The 21,818-nt window shown below is 38.1% G+C and carries 11 protein-coding genes, 14 tRNA genes, 3 rRNA genes and 1 pseudogene; 27 read left to right on the top strand and 2 right to left on the bottom strand.

The window, feature by feature from the left end:
* Positions 1–2 precede the first annotated feature (2 nt).
* The 20 genes and pseudogenes from AC4BB2_RS08005 to AC4BB2_RS07910 all read left to right on the top strand — a co-directional run.
* Entirely contained in the window at positions 3–1,505 is a 1,503-nt protein-coding gene (locus AC4BB2_RS08005; RefSeq protein ID WP_490472420.1) for a HAMP domain-containing sensor histidine kinase, read from the top strand.
* Positions 1,506–2,126: 621 nt separating this feature from the next.
* A 16S ribosomal RNA gene (locus tag AC4BB2_RS08000) occupies positions 2,127–3,687 on the top strand.
* A gap of 84 nt (positions 3,688–3,771) precedes the next feature.
* A tRNA-Ala gene (locus AC4BB2_RS07995) sits at positions 3,772–3,844 on the top strand.
* A 188-nt stretch (positions 3,845–4,032) separates the two neighbouring features.
* Positions 4,033–6,944 (top strand): 23S ribosomal RNA (locus AC4BB2_RS07990).
* A 95-nt stretch (positions 6,945–7,039) separates the two neighbouring features.
* Positions 7,040–7,155 (top strand): 5S ribosomal RNA (gene rrf, locus AC4BB2_RS07985).
* The 16S, 23S and 5S rRNA genes sit together here with 14 tRNA genes alongside, the layout of an rRNA operon.
* A gap of 10 nt (positions 7,156–7,165) precedes the next feature.
* Positions 7,166–7,239: transfer RNA gene (locus AC4BB2_RS07980), tRNA-Asn, on the top strand.
* Positions 7,240–7,286: 47 nt separating this feature from the next.
* Positions 7,287–7,375, top strand: a tRNA-Ser gene (locus AC4BB2_RS07975).
* A 14-nt stretch (positions 7,376–7,389) separates the two neighbouring features.
* Positions 7,390–7,461: transfer RNA gene (locus tag AC4BB2_RS07970), tRNA-Glu, on the top strand.
* 12 nt (positions 7,462–7,473) lie between these two features.
* Positions 7,474–7,546 (top strand) — tRNA-Val (locus AC4BB2_RS07965).
* 9 nt (positions 7,547–7,555) lie between these two features.
* Positions 7,556–7,629: transfer RNA gene (locus tag AC4BB2_RS07960), tRNA-Asp, on the top strand.
* Positions 7,630–7,642: 13 nt separating this feature from the next.
* Positions 7,643–7,715: transfer RNA gene (locus AC4BB2_RS07955), tRNA-Phe, on the top strand.
* 3 nt (positions 7,716–7,718) lie between these two features.
* A tRNA-Tyr gene (locus AC4BB2_RS07950) sits at positions 7,719–7,799 on the top strand.
* A gap of 6 nt (positions 7,800–7,805) precedes the next feature.
* Positions 7,806–7,876 (top strand) — tRNA-Trp (locus AC4BB2_RS07945).
* A 17-nt stretch (positions 7,877–7,893) separates the two neighbouring features.
* Positions 7,894–7,966, top strand: a tRNA-His gene (locus tag AC4BB2_RS07940).
* Between the two features lie 32 nt (positions 7,967–7,998).
* Positions 7,999–8,071, top strand: a tRNA-His gene (locus tag AC4BB2_RS07935).
* Between the two features lie 15 nt (positions 8,072–8,086).
* Positions 8,087–8,158, top strand: a tRNA-Gln gene (locus tag AC4BB2_RS07930).
* Positions 8,159–8,189: 31 nt separating this feature from the next.
* Positions 8,190–8,260 (top strand) — tRNA-Cys (locus tag AC4BB2_RS07925).
* Between the two features lie 16 nt (positions 8,261–8,276).
* Positions 8,277–8,360, top strand: a tRNA-Leu gene (locus AC4BB2_RS07920).
* Between the two features lie 650 nt (positions 8,361–9,010).
* Complete coding sequence (locus tag AC4BB2_RS07915) at positions 9,011–9,652, top strand: hypothetical protein (RefSeq protein ID WP_490472419.1); 642 nt, start codon at positions 9,011–9,013, stop codon at positions 9,650–9,652.
* A 290-nt stretch (positions 9,653–9,942) separates the two neighbouring features.
* Positions 9,943–10,506 (top strand): annotated as a pseudogene (locus tag AC4BB2_RS07910) (GntT/GntP/DsdX family permease); the annotation flags it as partial.
* 109 nt (positions 10,507–10,615) lie between these two features.
* On the opposite strand, the gene AC4BB2_RS07905 reads toward AC4BB2_RS07910, so the two are convergent.
* The gene (locus AC4BB2_RS07905; protein WP_490472418.1) at positions 10,616–11,158 is read right to left on the bottom strand and encodes a PadR family transcriptional regulator; all 543 of its coding nucleotides are present in this window, start codon (positions 11,156–11,158) and stop codon (positions 10,616–10,618) included.
* A gap of 142 nt (positions 11,159–11,300) precedes the next feature.
* Here AC4BB2_RS07905 and AC4BB2_RS07900 point away from each other — a divergent pair, with 142 nt between their 5' ends.
* Positions 11,301–12,494: an MFS transporter gene (locus AC4BB2_RS07900; protein ID WP_490472417.1), complete on the top strand. Its 1,194-nt coding sequence runs from the start codon at positions 11,301–11,303 to the stop codon at positions 12,492–12,494.
* Between the two features lie 144 nt (positions 12,495–12,638).
* On the opposite strand, the gene AC4BB2_RS07895 is transcribed toward AC4BB2_RS07900, so the two are convergent.
* The gene (locus AC4BB2_RS07895) at positions 12,639–15,299 is read right to left on the bottom strand and encodes a sigma-54-dependent transcriptional regulator (protein WP_490472416.1); all 2,661 of its coding nucleotides are present in this window, start codon (positions 15,297–15,299) and stop codon (positions 12,639–12,641) included.
* Positions 15,300–15,543: 244 nt separating this feature from the next.
* On the opposite strand from AC4BB2_RS07895, the gene AC4BB2_RS07890 reads away from it, so the two are divergent.
* The 6 genes from AC4BB2_RS07890 to AC4BB2_RS07865 all read left to right on the top strand — a co-directional run bounded on the left by AC4BB2_RS07890 (position 15,544) and on the right by AC4BB2_RS07865 (position 21,797).
* Positions 15,544–15,879, top strand: coding sequence for a PTS lactose/cellobiose transporter subunit IIA (locus AC4BB2_RS07890; RefSeq protein ID WP_490472415.1), 336 nt, complete (start codon positions 15,544–15,546; stop codon positions 15,877–15,879).
* 26 nt (positions 15,880–15,905) lie between these two features.
* On the top strand, positions 15,906–16,208 hold the full coding sequence (locus AC4BB2_RS07885; protein ID WP_490472414.1) for a PTS sugar transporter subunit IIB: 303 nt from the start codon (positions 15,906–15,908) through the stop codon (positions 16,206–16,208).
* A gap of 22 nt (positions 16,209–16,230) precedes the next feature.
* Positions 16,231–17,490, top strand: coding sequence for a PTS sugar transporter subunit IIC (locus AC4BB2_RS07880; RefSeq protein WP_490472413.1), 1,260 nt, complete (start codon positions 16,231–16,233; stop codon positions 17,488–17,490).
* 12 nt (positions 17,491–17,502) lie between these two features.
* Positions 17,503–18,564, top strand: coding sequence for a tyrosine-protein phosphatase (locus AC4BB2_RS07875; RefSeq protein ID WP_490472412.1), 1,062 nt, complete (start codon positions 17,503–17,505; stop codon positions 18,562–18,564).
* Between the two features lie 257 nt (positions 18,565–18,821).
* Positions 18,822–19,658, top strand: a complete 837-nt coding sequence (licT, locus tag AC4BB2_RS07870) for a BglG family transcription antiterminator LicT (RefSeq protein ID WP_490472411.1) — start codon at positions 18,822–18,824, stop codon at positions 19,656–19,658.
* Between the two features lie 255 nt (positions 19,659–19,913).
* Entirely contained in the window at positions 19,914–21,797 is a 1,884-nt protein-coding gene (locus AC4BB2_RS07865; RefSeq protein WP_490472410.1) for a beta-glucoside-specific PTS transporter subunit IIABC, read from the top strand.
* Positions 21,798–21,818 lie beyond the last annotated feature (21 nt).

Below are 21,818 nucleotides of genomic sequence, written 5' to 3'. Positions count from 1 at the left end.
AAATGAAAAAAGCAGCAAAAAAAGAACTGAAGGGGCCTTCTTTGACAATCAAGTGGGCTTCTGCAAGTTCTTTCTTCATATTTGTTGTATTCACAATCTTTGCTGTGATTACATATAAATCTTCTGTTAATCTTATAGTTGAAAAAGAACGTGAAAACGCTGAAAGAACAATTGCTGAAGTTGGTAATCGATTATCTAATATAGAAGAGAATTTGACGGTAACTGAGGTGTATGAAAAATTAAAATCACCTAGTGTTGATGAGAATGAGTTGAATAGTAAAAAAGTATCTGTAGAAGGTTCATTGATGGAAATGGATAGTATGCTTTCTGAACTAGGTCAACCAGCATTGTTCTTATCTGTATACAACACACAAGGCACATTGGTATTTGAAACACAAAAGGTACAAAGTAAATTGCAAAAAAAAGAGAAACAAGAAGCAGAGATCAAAACCTTGGATGATAAGACAGGTTTTTTAATCATTCAACCTGTTTACTCAAAAGAAAATAGAGAGAAGATAGGGTATATTCAAGCTTTTTATGAACTATCTTCATTTTATGATATTCGAAATCGATTACTGGTAACATTGATAGTTTTGGAGATTATTTCATTGATTTTAAGTAGCATATTAGGCTTTATTTTATCTTCATATTTCTTGAAACCATTGAAAGTTTTAAGAGATACGATGGACACCATCAGAAAAGATCCACAATCAGACATTCATATGCCGGATATCCACTCAAATGATGAGTTAGCAGACCTTGCTGAAATTTTCAATGAAATGCTAGATCGTATGAGACGGTATATTGAGCAACAAGAACAATTTGTGGAAGATGTTTCCCATGAATTACGAACGCCTGTTGCAATCATTGAAGGACACTTGAATTTACTGAACCGTTGGGGCAAAGAAGATCCGGAAGTGTTGGACGAATCTCTAGAAGCTAGTCTACAAGAAATTGTTAGAATGAAGAGTCTTGTTCAAGAAATGCTGGACCTATCTCGTGCCGAACAAGTAGACATTCAATATTCAAATCGTACATCAAATGCGAAGCAAGTGGTTTACCAAGTGTTTAATAATTTTAGAATTTTATATCCAGACTTTGTTATTACTTTAGATGACGACTTGTTTGAAGAAGTGACACTGGGGATTTATCGAAATCACTTTGAACAACTTTTGATTATTATTTTAGATAATGCAGTGAAGTATTCAACAACGCGTAAAGAAGTTCATATTTCTATATCTAAAACCTTAAGTGAGTTTGAAATTGCGATTCAAGACTTTGGGGAGGGAATCCCAGAAGAAGATTTAGATAAGATATTTAATCGTTTTTACCGAGTTGATAAGGCTAGAGCTCGAAATAAGGGTGGAAATGGATTAGGATTATCGATTGCTAGACAGTTAGTTGAAAACTATAAGGGTAGAATTGACGCAGAAAGTGTCGTTCATCAAGGGACGATATTTAGGATATTCATTCCTATAGTAGATAAAAGTAAAGCATTAGAGTAGGGGCCAAAAACCTCTGCTCTTTTTTTAACGAATGATCTATTTATATATGAAAGTAATGTTACAGAAAAAGCGAATGCTCAAATGAAGTTCATCGTGTTTGTTCGCTAAGTGAAAAAAGAATTGAAAATAGGCATTTTCTAGTTGCTTTTTATGATAAGTATTGTTATATTTATACATGTTCTCGTGATAGTATTTGATTCATCTCAAGCAGTGAAAAACATTTTTTTTACTCTTGACGAAAGAATGCTGAGCATGATAGAATAACAAAGTTGTTAATTCAAAAACAACTAAAACATCTTGAAAAATCAGGAAGAAAGTTGTTGACAAATAACAAACAACCTGATAAACTAATGAAGTTGTCAAGGAAGACTCGGCAACAACAAGCAGAAAAAAACTTTGAAACTTTTGAAAAAAAGTGTTGACATCAAATCGTCGATTTGATATGATATAAAAGTTGCTGCGAGGTAACAAAGTAGACCTTTGAAAACTGAACAAAGTAAGACGAACCAAATGTGTAGGTTGTTTTTACAACGGTAAAAACAAACAACAATTTTTAACAAAAGCGAAGCAATATGCTAGCAACCAAATGAGCTTAACAATCTTCGGATTGTGTTCAACTTTTATTATGAGAGTTTGATCCTGGCTCAGGACGAACGCTGGCGGCGTGCCTAATACATGCAAGTCGAACGCTTCTTTTCTACCGAGTGCTTGCACTCATTTGAAAAGAGGAGTGGCGGACGGGTGAGTAACACGTGGGTAACCTACCCATCAGAGGGGGATAACACTTGGAAACAGGTGCTAATACCGCATAATAGTCGACACCGCATGGTGTTGATTTGAAAGACGCTTTCGGGTGTCACTGATGGATGGACCCGCGGTGCATTAGCTAGTTGGTGAGGTAACGGCTCACCAAGGCCATGATGCATAGCCGACCTGAGAGGGTGATCGGCCACACTGGGACTGAGACACGGCCCAGACTCCTACGGGAGGCAGCAGTAGGGAATCTTCGGCAATGGACGAAAGTCTGACCGAGCAACGCCGCGTGAGTGAAGAAGGTTTTCGGATCGTAAAACTCTGTTGTTAGAGAAGAACAAGTAGGAGAGTAACTGCTCTTACCTTGACGGTATCTAACCAGAAAGCCACGGCTAACTACGTGCCAGCAGCCGCGGTAATACGTAGGTGGCAAGCGTTGTCCGGATTTATTGGGCGTAAAGCGAGCGCAGGCGGTTTCTTAAGTCTGATGTGAAAGCCCCCGGCTCAACCGGGGAGGGTCATTGGAAACTGGGAGACTTGAGTGCAGAAGAGGAGAGTGGAATTCCATGTGTAGCGGTGAAATGCGTAGATATATGGAGGAACACCAGTGGCGAAGGCGACTCTCTGGTCTGTAACTGACGCTGAGGCTCGAAAGCGTGGGGAGCAAACAGGATTAGATACCCTGGTAGTCCACGCCGTAAACGATGAGTGCTAAGTGTTGGAGGGTTTCCGCCCTTCAGTGCTGCAGCTAACGCATTAAGCACTCCGCCTGGGGAGTACGACCGCAAGGTTGAAACTCAAAGGAATTGACGGGGGCCCGCACAAGCGGTGGAGCATGTGGTTTAATTCGAAGCAACGCGAAGAACCTTACCAGGTCTTGACATCCTTTGACCACTCTAGAGATAGAGCTTTCCCTTCGGGGACAAAGTGACAGGTGGTGCATGGTTGTCGTCAGCTCGTGTCGTGAGATGTTGGGTTAAGTCCCGCAACGAGCGCAACCCTTATTGTTAGTTGCCATCATTCAGTTGGGCACTCTAGCGAGACTGCCGGTGACAAACCGGAGGAAGGTGGGGATGACGTCAAATCATCATGCCCCTTATGACCTGGGCTACACACGTGCTACAATGGGAAGTACAACGAGTCGCTAGGCCGCGAGGTCATGCAAATCTCTTAAAGCTTCTCTCAGTTCGGATTGTAGGCTGCAACTCGCCTACATGAAGCCGGAATCGCTAGTAATCGCGGATCAGCACGCCGCGGTGAATACGTTCCCGGGCCTTGTACACACCGCCCGTCACACCACGAAAGTTTGTAACACCCGAAGTCGGTGAGGTAACCCTTGTGGAGCCAGCCGCCTAAGGTGGGATAGATGATTGGGGTGAAGTCGTAACAAGGTAGCCGTATCGGAAGGTGCGGCTGGATCACCTCCTTTCTAAGGAATATTACGGAAACTTACACATTCGTCGATACTTTGTTCAGTTTTGAGAGGTTTACTCTCAATTTTAATACGTAATACGGGGCCTTAGCTCAGCTGGGAGAGCGCCTGCTTTGCACGCAGGAGGTCAGCGGTTCGATCCCGCTAGGCTCCATTAGTAACCATTGGTTACTAAAATATTGTTCATTGAAAACTGGATATTGAAGTAAAAAAGTAATCAAAACAAACCGAGAACACCGCGTTGAATGAGTTTTTTAATTAAAATTGTTCGAAGCTTATTTTATTGGTGACGCCTCTATCGCTAGAGAAACGAACCAAACAAAACCGATCGTAAGATCGTAAGGTTAAGTGAATAAGGGCGCACGGTGGATGCCTTGGCATTAGGAGCCGATGAAGGACGGGACTAACACCGATATGCTTTGGGGAGCTGTAAGTGAGCTATGATCCAGAGATTTCCGAATGGGGAAACCCAGCATCTTTTATAGGATGTTACTTTCCAGTGAATACATAGCTGGTTAGAGGTAGACGCAGAGAACTGAAACATCTAAGTACCTGCAGGAAGAGAAAGAAAATTCGATTCCCTGAGTAGCGGCGAGCGAAACGGGAAGAGCCCAAACCAACAAGCTTGCTTGTTGGGGTTGTAGGACTCCGTTGTGGTAGTCTGTCAAGATAGTCGAAGGACTTGGAAAGGTCCGCTAAAGAGGGTAATAGCCCCGTAGACGAAATGTTGGCAACACCTAGGAGGATCCTGAGTACGGCGGAACACGAGAAATTCCGTCGGAATCCGCGGGGACCATCCCGCAAGGCTAAATACTCCCTAATGACCGATAGTGAACCAGTACCGTGAGGGAAAGGTGAAAAGCACCCCGGAAGGGGAGTGAAATAGATCCTGAAACCGTGTGCCTACAACAAGTCAAAGCCCGTTAATGGGTGATGGCGTGCCTTTTGTAGAATGAACCGGCGAGTTACGATTGCATGCGAGGTTAAGTTGAAGAGACGGAGCCGCAGCGAAAGCGAGTCTGAATAGGGCGAATGAGTATGTAGTCGTAGACCCGAAACCATGTGATCTACCCATGGCCAGGTTGAAGGTGTGGTAAAACGCACTGGAGGACCGAACCCACGTACGTTGAAAAGTGCGGGGATGAGCTGTGGGTAGCGGAGAAATTCCAAACGAACTTGGAGATAGCTGGTTCTCTCCGAAATAGCTTTAGGGCTAGCCTCGGAATTAAGAATGATGGAGGTAGAGCACTGTTTGGACTAGGGGCCCATCTCGGGTTACCGAATTCAGATAAACTCCGAATGCCATTCATTTATATCCGGGAGTCAGACTGCGAGTGATAAGATCCGTAGTCGAAAGGGAAACAGCCCAGACCACCAGCTAAGGTCCCAAAATAACTATTAAGTGGAAAAGGATGTGGGGTTGCACAGACAACTAGGATGTTGGCTCAGAAGCAGCCACCATTTAAAGAGTGCGTAATAGCTCACTAGTCGAGTGACCCTGCGCCGAAAATGTACCGGGGCTAAATAGTTTACCGAAGCTGTGGATTACACCTCTGGTGTAATGGTAGGAGAGCGTTCTAAGGGCGTTGAAGGTCGATCGTGAGGACGGCTGGAGCGCTTAGAAGTGAGAATGCCGGTATGAGTAGCGAAAGACGGGTGAGAATCCCGTCCACCGTATGACTAAGGTTTCCTGGGGAAGGCTCGTCCGCCCAGGGTTAGTCGGGACCTAAGCCGAGGCCGATAGGCGTAGGCGATGGACAACAGGTTGATATTCCTGTACCAGTTGTTTTTGTTTGAGCAATGGAGGGACGCAGGAGGCTAAGGAATGCATGCGACTGGAAGTGCATGTCCAAGCAGTAAGTCTTGAGTAGAGTCAAATGCTTTACTCTGTACGGACAAGCTGTGATGGGGAGGGAAATAATAGTACCGAAGTTCCTGATGTCACACTGTCAAGAAAAGCTTCTAGTGAGAAAACAACTGCCCGTACCGTAAACCGACACAGGTAGTCGAGGAGAGTATCCTAAGGTGAGCGAGCGAACTCTCGTTAAGGAACTCGGCAAAATGACCCCGTAACTTCGGGAGAAGGGGTGCTGACTTCGGTCAGCCGCAGTGAATAGGCCCAAGCGACTGTTTATCAAAAACACAGGTCTCTGCAAAATCGAAAGATGACGTATAGGGGCTGACGCCTGCCCGGTGCTGGAAGGTTAAGAGGATGGGTTAGCTTCGGCGAAGCTCAGAATTGAAGCCCCAGTAAACGGCGGCCGTAACTATAACGGTCCTAAGGTAGCGAAATTCCTTGTCGGGTAAGTTCCGACCCGCACGAAAGGCGTAACGATTTGGGCACTGTCTCAACGAGAGACTCGGTGAAATTTTAGTACCTGTGAAGATGCAGGTTACCCGCGACAGGACGGAAAGACCCCATGGAGCTTTACTGTAGCTTGATATTGAGTGTTTGTACCACATGTACAGGATAGGTAGGAGCCGATGAACCCGGAACGCTAGTTTCGGTGGAGGCGCTGGTGGGATACTACCCTTGTGTTATGAACCCTCTAACCCGCACCGCTTATCGCGGTGGGAGACAGTGTCAGGTGGGCAGTTTGACTGGGGCGGTCGCCTCCTAAAAGGTAACGGAGGCGCCCAAAGGTTCCCTCAGAATGGTTGGAAATCATTCGCAGAGTGTAAAGGCAGAAGGGAGCTTGACTGCGAGACTTACAAGTCGAGCAGGGACGAAAGTCGGGCTTAGTGATCCGGTGGTTCCGCATGGAAGGGCCATCGCTCAACGGATAAAAGCTACCCTGGGGATAACAGGCTTATCTCCCCCAAGAGTCCACATCGACGGGGAGGTTTGGCACCTCGATGTCGGCTCGTCGCATCCTGGGGCTGTAGTCGGTCCCAAGGGTTGGGCTGTTCGCCCATTAAAGCGGCACGCGAGCTGGGTTCAGAACGTCGTGAGACAGTTCGGTCCCTATCCGTCGCGGGCGTTGGAAATTTGAGAGGAGCTGTCCTTAGTACGAGAGGACCGGGATGGACTTACCGCTGGTGTACCAGTTGTTCTGCCAAGGGCATTGCTGGGTAGCTATGTAGGGAAGGGATAAACGCTGAAAGCATCTAAGTGTGAAGCCCACCTCAAGATGAGATTTCCCATTTCTTTAAGAAAGTAAGACCCCTGAGAGATGATCAGGTAGATAGGTTGGAAGTGGAAGTGCAGTGATGTACGGAGCGGACCAATACTAATCGGTCGAGGACTTAACCAAAGAAACGAAATAAAAAAGTTTTTCGGAAGCTTTGATTACTACTTCAATCCAGTTTTGAGTGAATAATCACTCAACTTAATAGTAACAACACCCAGTGTGGTGGCGATAGCGAGAAGGATACACCTGTTCCCATGCCGAACACAGAAGTTAAGCTTCTTAGCGCCGATTGTAGTGAAGGGTTTCCCTTTGTGAGAGTAGGACGTCGCCACGCTAGTTGTTATTCCGGCATAGCTCAGTTGGTAGTAGCGCATGACTGTTAATCATGATGTCGTAGGTTCGAGTCCTACTGCCGGAGTTCCTTAATATAGGATTTATGAGTAATGTTTTGCTTCTTTTAACTCTGGAGAGTTGTCCGAGAGGCCGAAGGAGCATGATTGGAAATCATGTAGACGGTGAACACTGTCTCAAGGGTTCGAATCCCTTACTCTCCGTATTAAGTCATATTGGCCCGTTGGTCAAGCGGTTAAGACACCGCCCTTTCACGGCGGTATCACGGGTTCGATTCCCGTACGGGTCATTTATATTTTTTGGAGGTTTAGCTCAGCTGGGAGAGCACCTGCCTTACAAGCAGGGGGTCGGCGGTTCGATCCCGTCAACCTCCATTAAATTACGGTTTGGTAGTTCAGCTGGTTAGAATGCCTGCCTGTCACGCAGGAGGTCGCGGGTTCGAGTCCCGTCCAGACCGTTTTATAGTTTTTGGCGCAGTAGCTCAGTTGGTAGAGCAACGGATTGAAGCTCCGTGTGTCGGCAGTTCGATTCTGTCTTGCGCCATTTGGAGGAATAGCGAAGTGGCTAAACGCGACGGACTGTAAATCCGTTCCTTAGGGTTCAGTGGTTCGAATCCACTTTCCTCCATTACACAGGGATATAGTTAAACGGTATAACTACGGTCTCCAAAACCGTCATTGTGGGTTCGATTCCTACTATCCCTGTTACAATTTAATTTATGGCGATTGTGGTGAAGTGGTTAACACAGCGGATTGTGGTTCCGCCATGCGTGGGTTCGATCCCCATCAGTCGCCCTTAGTTTTAGTTTTTTATCATATGTTTTATGGCGATTGTGGTGAAGTGGTTAACACAGCGGATTGTGGTTCCGCCACGCGTGGGTTCGATCCCCATCAGTCGCCCTTAGTTTTAATTTTTGGGGTATCGCCAAGCGGTAAGGCAACAGGTTTTGATCCTGTCATGCGTTGGTTCGAATCCAGCTACCCCAGTTCTCTTTTGAGATTATTTAAATTGTAATATGGCGGTATAGCCAAGTGGTAAGGCAGAGGTCTGCAAAACCTTCATCACCGGTTCAAATCCGGTTACCGCCTTGCAAAATTATTTCATGCCGGCGTGGCGGAATTGGCAGACGCGCTGGACTCAAAATCCAGTGCCCGCGAGGGCGTGCCGGTTCGACCCCGGCCGCCGGTATACTAGTATATCAACGTTTCTAACGATTCGTTGATATTTTTTTTTGCTTCCAAAATAAGCTTGTCCCGCAGTAACTTTTTTAAGTGGCTTTTGAATTAGAAAACATACTTGTATTATGATATATAGTATACTGGAATTATTAAATAATAAATTTTGAAAATAGGATACATATTATTATAAGAATCGGAGAAGTACATTTTGAAATGGAGTAAGCTATAAAAAAAAGTGTATAAACTTACGGATATGTCTATCAATTTTCAAATTTACTGTTCAAAATAAAGAATGAATTCTAGATATGGATGTACAGATTTACCAAGATATTTTATTACTTTAGATGATGAGATTATTTGGAATTATCCAAAAGACTTTATAGATGAATTTGGAGATATAAAAAATTTGTCTGGAAAAGATACTTATTATCCATATAATACTGATATTTCAGCTATCTCAGCACTCATAAGACAATACATTGATACCCTAAAAGCGAGTTATTGACAACGACTTTTAAAAATGATTACTGGGGATTAATCAATATTTTAAGAGCTGCTGATAAAAGAATTGGACATAGATGATTAGATAAATTGAGACGGAAAACACATAATAAGGCTGGAAATAAAATTATTTTAAAAAAAGAAAAGAGTGTAACAAATATGAATGATGAGTATCCTTTTAATGAGCATTCAGCTCCAAAAGAAATTGTTGAATTTCTTTGTTTTACTCTTTCAGAACACTTAAAGGCTACTGTTTTTAACTTTAAGTATATAAAAAGTCGCAATTCACTTGAAATGAAAACGAAAACATTTGTTTTTTATTTACAAATGCAATCAAATAGATATAACCAATCAGGTGTATCAACAGATGTATGGCTTAGATGTGGAATTGTTAGCAGAAAAGAAAAACTATGTATTGGTGTCAAGGAATATTATTATGAGACAGGATTGAAACAGTATGAGTTGTTTCCTAAAGAGACTTTTTTAGAGAATTATAAAAGCATGTATTGCTTTATAATGAAGGAGTTTGTTCCACTAATCAAAGAATTTTCAACTAATTTAGATAAGTTTTTACAACATCAAACTGAGAATAATACACTTCGGTTAAGTGCCAACTTTTTTTATCGATTTGGAACGCAAGAACAGTTTAATCAAGCAAAGAAAATGTATTATTTATCACTATCAGAAGAACGTAGAGAAAATTTTGATAAGCTAGTAGAGTGGTTTAGATTAAATCCAGAAGGAAATCGGATAGATGAGAATAATTGGGCTTGTTTAACAGCTAATGGATATAGAAATTGAAAAATCTAATATTAAAAAAATATATTCCTTATGAAGAAGAGCGTAGTGTTTTCACTATTTATGGCTATCAATCAGCTCATTAAAATAGTGCATATCTAGGCCAGTAGAATCGTTTTTCATTCATGTGATAAATCAAAAGGAGATGTAGGATGAATCAATATCAGCATTTAGAATAAATAAGCGACGAAGACATTCAAAGGATGCTAACTTCTGAACATTTGGAAGACCTGTTCCAATTTATCGTGAATTATTGCCTATTTTTATTCGAACAACAAGATTATTGCAAAATGATTGATCAAGTTGTTGCTTTTATTGGAACGCCTGGTATGGCAATGCTATTATCTTTATTATTCGCAATTTATACTATGGGTATTCGGCGTAAACAAACTATGCCGCAAGTTATGAAATCAGCTGAAGAAGCAATTAAACAAATTGCCATGATGCTATTGATTATTGGAGGCGGGGGCGCTTTTAAACAAGTACTAATTGATGGTGGTGTGGGAGATTATGTGGCACAATTATTCGTTAATTCAACGCTGTCACCTTTGATTTTAGGCTGGGTGATTGCTGCAGTATTAAGAATTTGTTTGGGATCTGCTACAGTAGCAGCATTAACAGCTGCTGGTCTGGCTGCACCATTAATGGCTACTACGGGAACGAATCCAGCATTGATGGTAATTGCAACAGGAGCAGGGAGTTTGATTGCTTCTCATGTAAACGATGCTGGTTTTTGGATGTTTAAGGAATACTTCAATCTATCTATTAAAGAAACGTTCGCTACTTGGACTGTTTTAGAGTCTATTATCTCAGTTGTTGGATTGATTGGTGCTTTAATCTTAAATTTAATTGTTTAAACAACTAAATTACTAAAAAAGATCAACGTTTCTAATGATTCGTTGATTTTTTTAGTAATTTATATTTAATGAATACTTTTTCTATAGAAGAAATGAATGATGTTGTGTCCTAGTAAAGTTCAAAAGAAAACATATCATCAACTTGTTCTTCAGCCCATTGGCACCAACGTAATTCTTCTTCACACATACGTATTTTTCTTTGGATAACAAGAAAACGTCCAAAGTTTTTTTGTTGTTCTTCAGGATCAGTTAATTGATCGATTTGGGCTTGTTTTTCTTGATTTTTTTTGAGAATTTTAAGTTGGTGTTGCTTTCTTTCAAAGAGTAGACCTTTGACAGTATCTTTATCTAAAATTGATGCTACGTACATCTTGGCTAGGAATTCGTCTTTTTGAGAAGGTTCTTTCGTTTCTTCTTGAATCCAACTATTGACAACTTTCTTTCCTTTTTCTGTTAAATGATAGATTTTTTTTTGTGAATGTTTGTCATCGTTTTCGACTGAGACATATTTTTCTTTTAAAAGTTTAGCTAAAGAAGTATAAATTTGGCTGTGATGAGCTTCCCAAAAAAGAGCCAGATATTGCTTTAATTCATAACCTGTACAAGGTTTTCTAACTAGCATGCAAAGCAAAATATAACTAAGAGTATTCATAGTAAAAAAGTCTCCTTATAATTGTTGAATCTACTTATTTTTTATTATAACATATAAAAATAGTTTCGTTGTAAAATATTACATGTAAATATTGACATGTTTTTGTTTTTATAGTATTTTTATAGAGAAAGAAGGTAGAGAAATGGAAGAAACGAACTATTTAGAAGAAGTGAATTATGATAAAGGGGGACTAAAATCAGCATATGCAGTCGCTTTTACTTGTATGATTGCATTTATGGGAATTGGGCTTGTTGACCCTATTTTAAAAACAATTGCACATCAATTGGATGCAACCCCTGCGCAAACGACACTTTTATTTACAAGTTATATGTTAGTAACAGGTGTGATGATGTTATTTACTGGTTTTATTTCTAGTCGGATTGGTGCAAAGAAAACGCTAATCGTTGGACTTATTATTATTATTTTATTTTCATGTTTAGCTGGTTTTTCTGAAACAATTAACGGACTTATTTATTTACGTGCTGGTTGGGGCTTGGGGAATGCGTTGTTTATTTCTACTGCTTTGTCAGCAATTGTTGGAGTTTTAGCTGGTCAAACTGAAAAAGCGATTATTATGTATGAAGCATCAATGGGATTGGGAATGGCTATAGGTCCTTTACTAGGGGGAGTTTTAGGTAGTCAATCTTGGCGTTTGCCATTTTTTGGTGTGGCTACTTTGATGCTTGTTGCGACATTTGCGATTGGCTTTTTGTTGTCACCAATTGCTAAACCAAAGAAAAAAGTCTCTCTTTTTGCAGGAATAAAAGCGTTAAGTAATCATAAGTTACGTTCAATCGGAATTATTGCTTTATTGTATAATTTTGGTTTTTTTACATTGTTGGCTTATGCTCCATTTTTACTTGAAGGTTTTTCTGAAATGCAAGTAGGTTTTGTCTTTTTTGGATGGGGTGCATTATTGGCAGTATCTTCTGTATTTATAGCTCCCATTTTGGAAAAGAAAATCAATACCTATCGAACGATCTTACTTGCTTTGTTCTTTTTCTTAGCATGTTTGAGTTTTATCGGATTCAATGCACAATCACCAGCTTTAGTCGCATTAGGAGTAGTTATGGCTGGCTTCTTTCAAGGGTTAATTAATACCTTGTTAACAACTATTGCAATGGAAATACCTGGTATTGAAAGAAGTGTAGCATCTTCTTCTTATAGTTTTATTCGATTTTTTGGTGGGGGAATTGCACCTTTTGTAGCTGGAAAATTGGCAGAAATATGGAATTCTAGCGTTACATTTTACTTTGCAGCATTTATGGTTCTGATTGGTTTGATTGTTGTATCTATCCAAAATCAGTACTTTGCAACAGAAGAAGAGTACGAATAAGTACGTAGAAAAAACCTAGAAGGAAATTATATCTAGGTTTTTTCTACGCACTTGAATTTAAAATACTGTTAGTTACGTAAATTATTTGATGTGTGAGGTGAAACGTGTTTTTAGTTTCATCTCACACTGTTATTTTTTAGTTGGTTAAATGAATGATTCATTCATAAAAAAGGCAGTAATATAAAATACTTCATCTTTTGGTATTTTAATAGCGTAGTAACTTTCTAAGAATTGACTATTTTTTTGAACACTTGCAATTTCAGTTACATATTTTTCCTGAAAACTCGATGTTTGTGGGAAACTACTAACTGTTTTTCCTTGTTTTAAACGGTCGATCATACAAACAATATGGCACGCTAAGCCAACTTTGACTTCATAAGAAACTGCAGGATTTATTTCAGCTGCGATTGTTTCGACCCATTCTCGAATTGATGAAATTAATTTTTCGCCTTGTTCATATACTAACATGCCGGTAATATTTGTACGCATTCCTTCAAATGCAATTTCATAGTCAATAAGAGATTGTATTTTCTCTGTTTTTGTCTCATCTAATGCATCTGTAATTGAAAAATGAGGGGAAGTTAAGGGTAACTGAAATGTACCGACTGTGCAAATTATTTTTCCAGAGTGACTTAGATTGCTTATCGTTTGTTCTAATAGTCTTTCATCAGTCACTTGCAGCGATATAATTTCACAAGTGCTATTCCTTAAATTTAAGCGGTCAGCAAGCATTGTTTTAATAAGTTGAGCAGAGCCTTCTCCTGTAGTGCATAATGTGAGTATATATAGTTTTAGTACTTTTAGCTCATCATTCTTTTTTTTGTAGGTAGAGAGGCCTTTTATATTCATAGTAGATTCAAAAACTTCATTCAATCCGTAACCAAGAGAAGCTTTTCTGCTTGCTTCAAGAACGTGTAGAGTACTGACTAACTCAATACAGCGAATTCGAATAGCTAAACTTTTTTGTAGCTCGTCACTAAAATTAATCAATGAGCCCATATCAACTAATAAAAGGACTTCTTTTAACTGGTCTTTTTTTGAAAGGTATCCTTTAATCTTAGACAAAGTAATGATTGGTTTGTCCTCAAGTCTCATGTCAAATCCTACAGCGATTTGTTCTCCAAGGAGCTTATTTACCACATTAGCCATGCTTGTTGCAGTTGATTCACCATGAGCTACAACAATTACTTCAACTTTCGTTTGCTTTCTATTTTGTTTTTTTTCAGATGCAAAAAATAACGCAACAAAACCAGCTTCATCTTCAGGAAGTTGGATACTAAAGTCGGTTTCAATAACAGAAAGACAGTGTTGAGCAGTCTCAAAAAGATGTGGATGTTCTTTTTTTATTTCATCAATTCGTGGATTACTGATTGTTTGACCTCTTTTTACTCGTTGAATTGTATTATATAAATGAAGCGCTAGTCCGTAACGAACATTATCTGGTAGATATACATTAAGCAAACGAGAAGCTTTTTCGCATACTTTATTGGCGGTTGTAACGATTTCTGAACCAACAATCTGTTCTAAGTTAGTTAGGTCAACCGTAGATTCGGTGTTATATGAACGGTAATAATTAGTAATCGTCGTATCAATGATTTCTGATGTTTGGGAAATATCAAGCCCAATTCGTTGCATATCACTTATCTTTTGTTCAATAATTTGGTAAATATCATTCCCTTTTGTATTATTAGGTAATAAAAGTGTTGTTTCTTCTTCATTAAATAGGAAGAAACGAGTATTCATATTCGGTAAGAGCAGCCAGATTTTTTTTCGGTCCTCGCTATTATAAAGGCCTTCTCGGATATAATGGGGTAATTCATAGCTACTGATTTTAATCGTTTCTTCTTGTCGAGCAATAAATTGAGAATAAGCTTTCGCACAAAGTAATTGAATATCTGCTTTTAGCTGACCGACATTATTTGTACAATGATAACCTAATAAGGCTCGAATTGTGTTTGTGGAAACTTCGATGGGGGTTCTTAATTTCTTTGTTTCTATTTGAAAAAAAGTTGAGATCAATTGCAATCGTTCTTCTAAACCACGGTCAACTAAGTTAGGAATTTCGATGCGCATTGGAATTCTGCGGATGAATGTTTGCAATAAGGAAGATGAAGTATCTTCCGTTGTTGCACAAATGAGTAATACTTGTGCTTTTCTGTCACTGCTTGTTTCACCAAGTCTGCGATAAATCCCTCGATCAATAAACGTAAAAAGCATTTCTTGACCTTCAGGAGGAAGACGATGGATTTCATCAAGAAAGAGAATCCCGCCATTTGCTTTTTCCAATAGTCCCATTCGATCATTGTCTGCGCCTGTATAAGCACCTTTTAGGACTCCAAAAATTGAACCTACTAATAATTGCGGATTATTCGCATAATCAGCACAATTGAAGGTGATAAATTCAGAATGCGCTTTCATTTTATTCTGCGATTTTGCATAAGTGAAAATCAATTCAGCAAACATACTTTTTCCTACGCCGGTTTCCCCAGTTAGTAAGATATGCATCCCGTTTGGTGGATAAAGAATAGCAGCCTTTGCTTGTTCACTACAGTGAAAAAGACTAGGGCTTTTTTTTATGAGTTCATCTAAAATATTTTTTGTACTTTTTTCTTTTGGTGTTGTTGAGTAAAAATAGATGGGTTTTGTACCATTTTTTTTTGCTTTTCCTAGTTTGACTAGCTGATTTAAGTCACTGCTGACATTTGCTCGTGTGATATTCAGTTGTTCAGCTACTTCACTTGCAGTAACTGGTTTTTCTTCAGAATACTCTTTAAGTAATTCTGCTACCTTATCAATTCTTTTCATTTTTCTTCCACCTTTTAATGGATATTGTTTATGAACTTAGTATAATGTTGCCAGCTCAAATAGTCAAAGTCATCTGTTTTATTTATTTAAATGTGTTTTGCAAGATGATTAAGATGTGTTTTAACAGTAAAAAAATAAAACACATTAATTTTGGTTGTTGCTATATCAATGATTTAGCTGTTTGGCATGATAGTTGCTTATATAACTATGTAGAGGTAATTAGTGTTTGAAGGGAGAAGGTCAAATGATTTCAGAGACAGATGTAATGCAAATCATTGTTTATGCCGGGAACGCAAAATCACTGGCAATGAATGCAATTAAAGAAGCAAAGGGTGGAGAGGTTGTTGTTGCAAAAAAAATGTTAGAAGAGAGCAAAAAAAATATGAAAATTGCTCATCAGCACCATACCAATATTTTACAAACATTTGCCAGTAATCCAGATGAACCAGCAAATATGTTCTTGACCCATGCACAAGATCATATGATGGCTGCAATTACTGCAACAGATTTTACGAAAGAATTTATCGATTTACATGAAGAAATGCAAGAATTGCGTACCTTAATTAGAGAGAACAAATAAAAAATAAAATGGAAAAGGTGATTAGGATGAAAATTACTTTAGCATGTGCAGGTGGAATGTCAACGGGAATGTTAGTAAAAAAAATGGAAGAATACGCAAATTCACAAGGAATCAAAGCAGATATATCTGCTTGCGGATTGAGTGAATTGGAGGATCGAGTTATAGGATCAGATATTATTTTATTGGGACCTCAAGTTGGTTACCAGCAAGATGATGTGAAAAGAGAATATCCGGAGATTCCTGTTTTAGTGATCGAGATGATGGACTACGGCATGATGAATGGGGAAAAAGTTTTTAAAAAAGCTCAAGAAATTATAGCAGCTAACTAAGGATAGTTAAGGAGGAATACAAATGTCAGAAACGAAAAAAAGTTCATTTATCAATGGATTGAATGTGTTTGTTAATAAGTTTTCAAATAATACTTTTGTAAAGAGTATCGCTAATGGAATGATGATGACGTTGCCGATCACTATTGTGGGAAGTCTGACAACCATCATTGGGATGATTCCAGGTTTACCTGAGGTTGTTATGAAAGCCTGTTCGCTAGGAACGTCGATTTCAAGTAATTTAATTACTATTTATGTGATTATTGGTATTTCTTGTGCGATGGCGAGAGAGAAAAAAGGAGATATGATTTCCTCAATCATATTATCGCTCGCTGCATTCTTTGTTTTAACACCGATAACTGCATTTGATATTGGAAAAGAGAAACCTGCTATGGCGTTTGAACTAACCTATTTAGGATCAAAAGGAATCTTTGTTGGGATGATCGTTGCATTAGTTGTGACTTGGGTGTTTGCTAAAATGGTAGAGAAACGGATTACTTTTAGAATGCCAGAAAGTGTACCAACAGCCATTGCTAAAACATTTGAAGCAATTGTGCCAGCAGCAATTATTTTTATTGTAGTTATTATTATTAGTACAGCATTTGCTGAAACGAAGTTTGGCAATGTCCATGATTTTATTTATACGAATCTTCAAACACCTCTTGAGGCTTTGGGTGGTTCAATTTGGTCTGCTTTATTTATTATGTTTTTATCAGAATTATTATGGTTTTTCGGTATTCATGGCAGTATGGTTGTAGGGTCAGTTATTGCTGTTTTATTTACAACACAAGCATATGCGAATATGGAGGCAGTGGCCGCTGGGGAGACGGCTACAAATATTATCAATTCATTTTTCTTAGATGCATTTAAAGGTCCTAGAGCTTTGGCTTTAGCTGCTATTTTAGTATGGATGAGCAGAAGTGAAAAATTTAAATCGATTGGGAAAATATCTTTAGTACCAAGTATTTTTGGCATTACTGAACCAATGAAATTTGGTATTCCAATGATTATGAATGCTCTAATTTTTATTCCATTGACTCTTTCAGCGGCTATTTGTGTAGGGATTGCTTATCTAGCAACTATTGTTGGATTTTTACCTGTTATTAGTGTCAATGTACCAAAAAATTTGCCAACTTTCTTATCTGGCTTTATGGCTGCAGGGTGGCAAGGATTGGTCGTACAACTGATTCAATTTGTTGTGGTATTATTATTATATCTACCATTCATGAAAAAGTTAGACAGTCAAGGAGTAGCAGAAGAAACGATTAATCTTGAAAATCAATAGGAGCGTGAAAACATGCAAGCACTTCAAGTGAAGCGGAACGAAGATAAGTTGGCGATTTACATTCCAGATACAGTGGAGCTGCCTGTAAAAGTCTACTATGGAACGAATAGTTTATTCGATGTCACTGGGACTGATTATATAGAAGTTCATGAAAAAGGTTGGCAAACGTTGGAGGATCCAAACGTTAAAGAACGACTTTATTTTAAGCTCAGAACAAACGCTGATACTTTTATTGGTTCAGAACGGCGCTTACCTTTAACTAATTTGTATAATTGCCGTGATATGGGTGGATATCTCACCATAGATGGTCGATTGACAAAGTGGGGAGAAGTCTTTCGTTCGGACGCATTACATCAAATAGATCAACGAGGGCAAGAATATATTGAGGGGATAGGTGTAAAGAGGATTATCGATTTTCGCTCGCCAGAAGAAATAGCGAAAGATCCAAATAAAAGTATTTCGACAAGTCAGATGTTTAACTTTAATCCTCATGCAGATGTTGCTCAACAAGCTAGTACTCAATCTGTTTCTAAGAAAGACGAAGATAAAATAGCTCAATTGGAAAAAATGGTACAGACAAAAACAGGGCGTGAACAACTAATCAAAAATCGTAATATCATGATCAAGCAAATGGAACAACTGGTTTTAGGAGACAATGCTATTAAAGCGTATCAACAATTTTTTAAGGTACTCTTACAAAAAGATGCAACACCGTTAATATTTCATTGTCAAGGAGGGAAAGATCGAACAGGTTGGGCTGCTGCATTATATTTAGCTGGATTAGGTGTTGATAAAGAACAAATCTATCAGGATTATTTGTTAACAGATAAAATGAATGCACCTAGAAACTCTAAAAGAATGGCTATCTATAAAAAATACACGAACAATGAAGACGTGTTAGCTTTTCTTGCGTCCTTACAACAAACAAGAAAAGATTATTTAGATGGAGCTTACAATACTGTGGAAGAACGATATGGAACGATGGTTAATTACTTGAACGACGTTTTGAAAGTAGATGATAGTCAGTTAGAACGTTTAAGAAACAATTACTTATATGAATTAGTAGTAAAATGAGTAGAGGCAAAACAGAGAGTCAGACTAGTTTTTCTGTCTCTCTGTTTGTCATATGTGCGAAAAGTAACAATAATTATAAATAAAACGATATTATTTATTCTAGAAAATAAAGCTAGTTTTTCCATTATTGACAACGCTTTATTTTCATGGTTTAATTACAAGAGAAATCAAGATTGTTACTGAGTTTTCAGGCTATACTTAATTTCTTTTATTTACATTGTTTTAGCTAGCTGATCTAATCTCATTGAGGAGATATTATGGAAGTAAAAAAAGTAATCAATAATAATATTGTTAAGTCTCTTGATGCAGACGGTCATGAAGTACTAGTAATGGGTAAAGGTATTGGCTTTAAAAAAAATGTCGGTGATAGCATTGATGATACGCTTGTAGAAAAAGTGTATACAAGTAATGCAGATTTAAATACAAATAAGCTAACTCAACTGTTATCAAATGTTCGTTTAGAGCATTTACAGGTTGCTAATGAAATTATTGGTTTTGCTAAAGTTTCTTTAGGAAAAAAGTTAAACGAAAATATCTATCTTACATTGACTGATCATATTGATTATGCAATTGAGCGACATAATAGTGGTTTACCTGTTAGAAATGCACTTCTTTGGGAAATCAAACGTTTTTACAATCATGAATATCTGATTGGCAAAGAAGCGTTAAACATTATTTCCAATCGTCTGGATATAGTATTGCCAGAAGATGAAGCTGGTTTTATTGCTTTGCATATTGTTAATGCAGAGCTAGACTTGTCACAAGTCAGCCAAGTTTCTGAGATGACGAAAGTCATTCAAAAAATTATCAATATTGTTAAGTACCATTATAAAACTGATTTAGACGAGTATACGTTGAATTATGAACGTTTTATTACGCATTTAAAGTTTTTTGTCCAACGATTATTCAGCGGAATAGAATTAGATAAAGACAAAGACGAAGGTTTCTTGTTTATGCTAAAAGAAAAATATCAAGAAGAATATCTTTGTGCTTTAAAGATTCGTGAGTATATTGGGAAAGAATTTGGTCGTGATTTAAAAGAAGATGAGATGATTTATCTCACCATTCATATTAGAAGAATAACCAATAATTAAAGGATTGTTACTGCATAAAAGCAGGCTATACCTAAGAAAAAACTCTTTGTAATAAGAGGTTTCTTAGGTATTTTTTATTGTTTTTTAGCTACCTTAAAGAATCAACAGTATGTTTTTAAAGGCAAAAATGTGATTACTCGTGTGATTATTTGCTACGTCGTACAAAACAATGGAATGTAATGTTGATTCGTGACTGATGTGAGGAGTACAAGAGTTTCAGGGAAACAATTATTTAGCTATAAAGGAGGAAATGGAATGAATTATCAAGAACTAGCACAAAAAATTATCGAAAATATCGGTGGAGAAAAAAATATAAGTGGATTAACTCACTGTGCAACCAGACTACGCTTTAACCTAAAACATGAGGACAAGGCACAGACAGATACAATAAAAAATACTGCAGGTGTTATGGGTGTTGTTTCAAAAGGTGGACAATATCAAGTTATTATTGGGAGCGATGTAGGAAGTGTTTACAAAGAGATTTTAAAAGAAGTGCCGTCTTTAGATGGAGAACAAGCTGTCTCAACTGAAAAAGATGATCGCGGTACAGCATCAAAAATCATTGATACTATTACTGGAATTTTCACTCCCATTTTACCAGCAATTACTGCAGCTGGGATGTTAAAAGCGGTTCTTTCATTATTAGTTGTTTTTAATGCAATTGATAAAACTGGTCAAACGTATATTATTATTGATTTTATGGCGGATTCAGCTTTCTACTTTTTACCGATTCTTTTAGCTGCATCTTCTGCTCAGAAGTTTAAAACAAACATGTATTTAGCAATGATGGTGGGTGGGATCTTACTACATCCTAATTTTGTAGGAATGGTAAATGCTATTAAAGAAGCTGGCGAAGGTGGTATTCATCTTTTTGATATGCCAATTTCTGCTGTAACTTATGGTTCATCAGTGATTCCGATTATTTTATCTGTCTGGTTTATGTCTTATGTTGAACCGATTGCAGATAAAGTATCACCAAAAGTAATCAAGTTCTTCAGTAAACCTTTAATTACAATCGCCATTGTTGGGACTGTTTCATTAGTTGTGATTGGTCCAGTCGGTTATTTAATCAGTGATGGTATTTCTAATGGAATCAAAGCCTTGGAAAATTTTAGTCCTTGGTTAGTGCCTACAATTATTGGTGCATTAACTCCTTTATTTGTAGCAACAGGTACGCACTATGGCCTTGTTCCAATTGGTATTAACAACCGTATGACAACAGGGTATGATACTGTGATTTATCCAGGGATGTTAGCATCAAACTTGGGTCAAGGAGCAGCATCATTAGCTGTTGGTCTTAAAAGTAAAGACTCTTCAATTAAGCAATTGGCATCTTCAGCTGGTTTAACTGGTTTGTTTGGGATTACAGAACCTGCTTTGTATGGTGTCAACTTGAGATTTAAAACACCTCTTTATGCTGCGATGATCGGTGGTGGTCTGGGTGGATTATTTATGGGAATAGGACGAGTGAAAAACTTTACAGGTGGTTCACCAGGTCTATTAACATTGCCAAGTTATATTGGGGACGATACATTGAAACATTTATACCTTGCCTGTATTGGTGCAGCAATCAGTATTGGAATTTCTTTTGTCATTTCTTATATATTATATAAAGAACCTGTCACAGATGAAACAAAAAAAGGAACTAATGATGAAACAATTAACAACCCTGTCTCTTCAGAAGATAGCTTAAATGTGGTAACACCAGTTAAAGGAGAAATTGTTTCTTTAACAGCTGTTGAAGATGGAATGTTTTCAGAGGAAATTTTAGGAAAAGGTTTTGCAGTTAAACCAGTGGAAGGTATTGTTTTTGCTCCATTTACAGGAACCGTAACAGCAGTATTTGATTCTAAACATGCTATTGGTTTAACTAGTGATTCAGGTATTGAATTATTGATTCATGTAGGTATTGATACAGTTCAACTAAATGGAGAAGGGTACGAATACTTTGTTGAAAAAGGTCAAAAAATCCAAACAGGTGATAAATTAATTGAATTTGACTTAGAGAAAATTTCTGAAAAGGGTTATAATATAATTACACCTGTTGTTGTAACGAATTCAGCTGATTTTGGTGATATTATTACTTTGACCAAAGCTTTAGCTGAACCTGGTGAGGAAGTAATGAAAGTTATTCGTTAATAATACTGTTACTAAAATAAA

Source organism: Enterococcus sp. AAFC-DPL-5146, assembly GCF_058216635.1.
This window is presented reverse-complemented; position numbering and strand designations above follow the sequence as displayed.

Coding starts and splice junctions, on each gene's coding strand:
- AC4BB2_RS07915 (WP_490472419.1), top strand. CDS start 9,011: ATGAATGATGAGTATCCTTTTAATGAGCATTCAGCTCCAAAAGAAATT.
- AC4BB2_RS07890 (WP_490472415.1), top strand. CDS start 15,544: ATGATTTCAGAGACAGATGTAATGCAAATCATTGTTTATGCCGGGAAC.
- AC4BB2_RS07905 (WP_490472418.1), bottom strand. CDS start 11,158: ATGAATACTCTTAGTTATATTTTGCTTTGCATGCTAGTTAGAAAACCT.
- AC4BB2_RS07885 (WP_490472414.1), top strand. CDS start 15,906: ATGAAAATTACTTTAGCATGTGCAGGTGGAATGTCAACGGGAATGTTA.
- AC4BB2_RS07900 (WP_490472417.1), top strand. CDS start 11,301: ATGGAAGAAACGAACTATTTAGAAGAAGTGAATTATGATAAAGGGGGA.
- AC4BB2_RS07865 (WP_490472410.1), top strand. CDS start 19,914: ATGAATTATCAAGAACTAGCACAAAAAATTATCGAAAATATCGGTGGA.
- AC4BB2_RS07875 (WP_490472412.1), top strand. CDS start 17,503: ATGCAAGCACTTCAAGTGAAGCGGAACGAAGATAAGTTGGCGATTTAC.
- licT (WP_490472411.1), top strand. CDS start 18,822: ATGGAAGTAAAAAAAGTAATCAATAATAATATTGTTAAGTCTCTTGAT.
- AC4BB2_RS08005 (WP_490472420.1), top strand. CDS start 3: ATGAAAAAAGCAGCAAAAAAAGAACTGAAGGGGCCTTCTTTGACAATC.
- AC4BB2_RS07880 (WP_490472413.1), top strand. CDS start 16,231: ATGTCAGAAACGAAAAAAAGTTCATTTATCAATGGATTGAATGTGTTT.
- AC4BB2_RS07895 (WP_490472416.1), bottom strand. CDS start 15,299: ATGAAAAGAATTGATAAGGTAGCAGAATTACTTAAAGAGTATTCTGAA.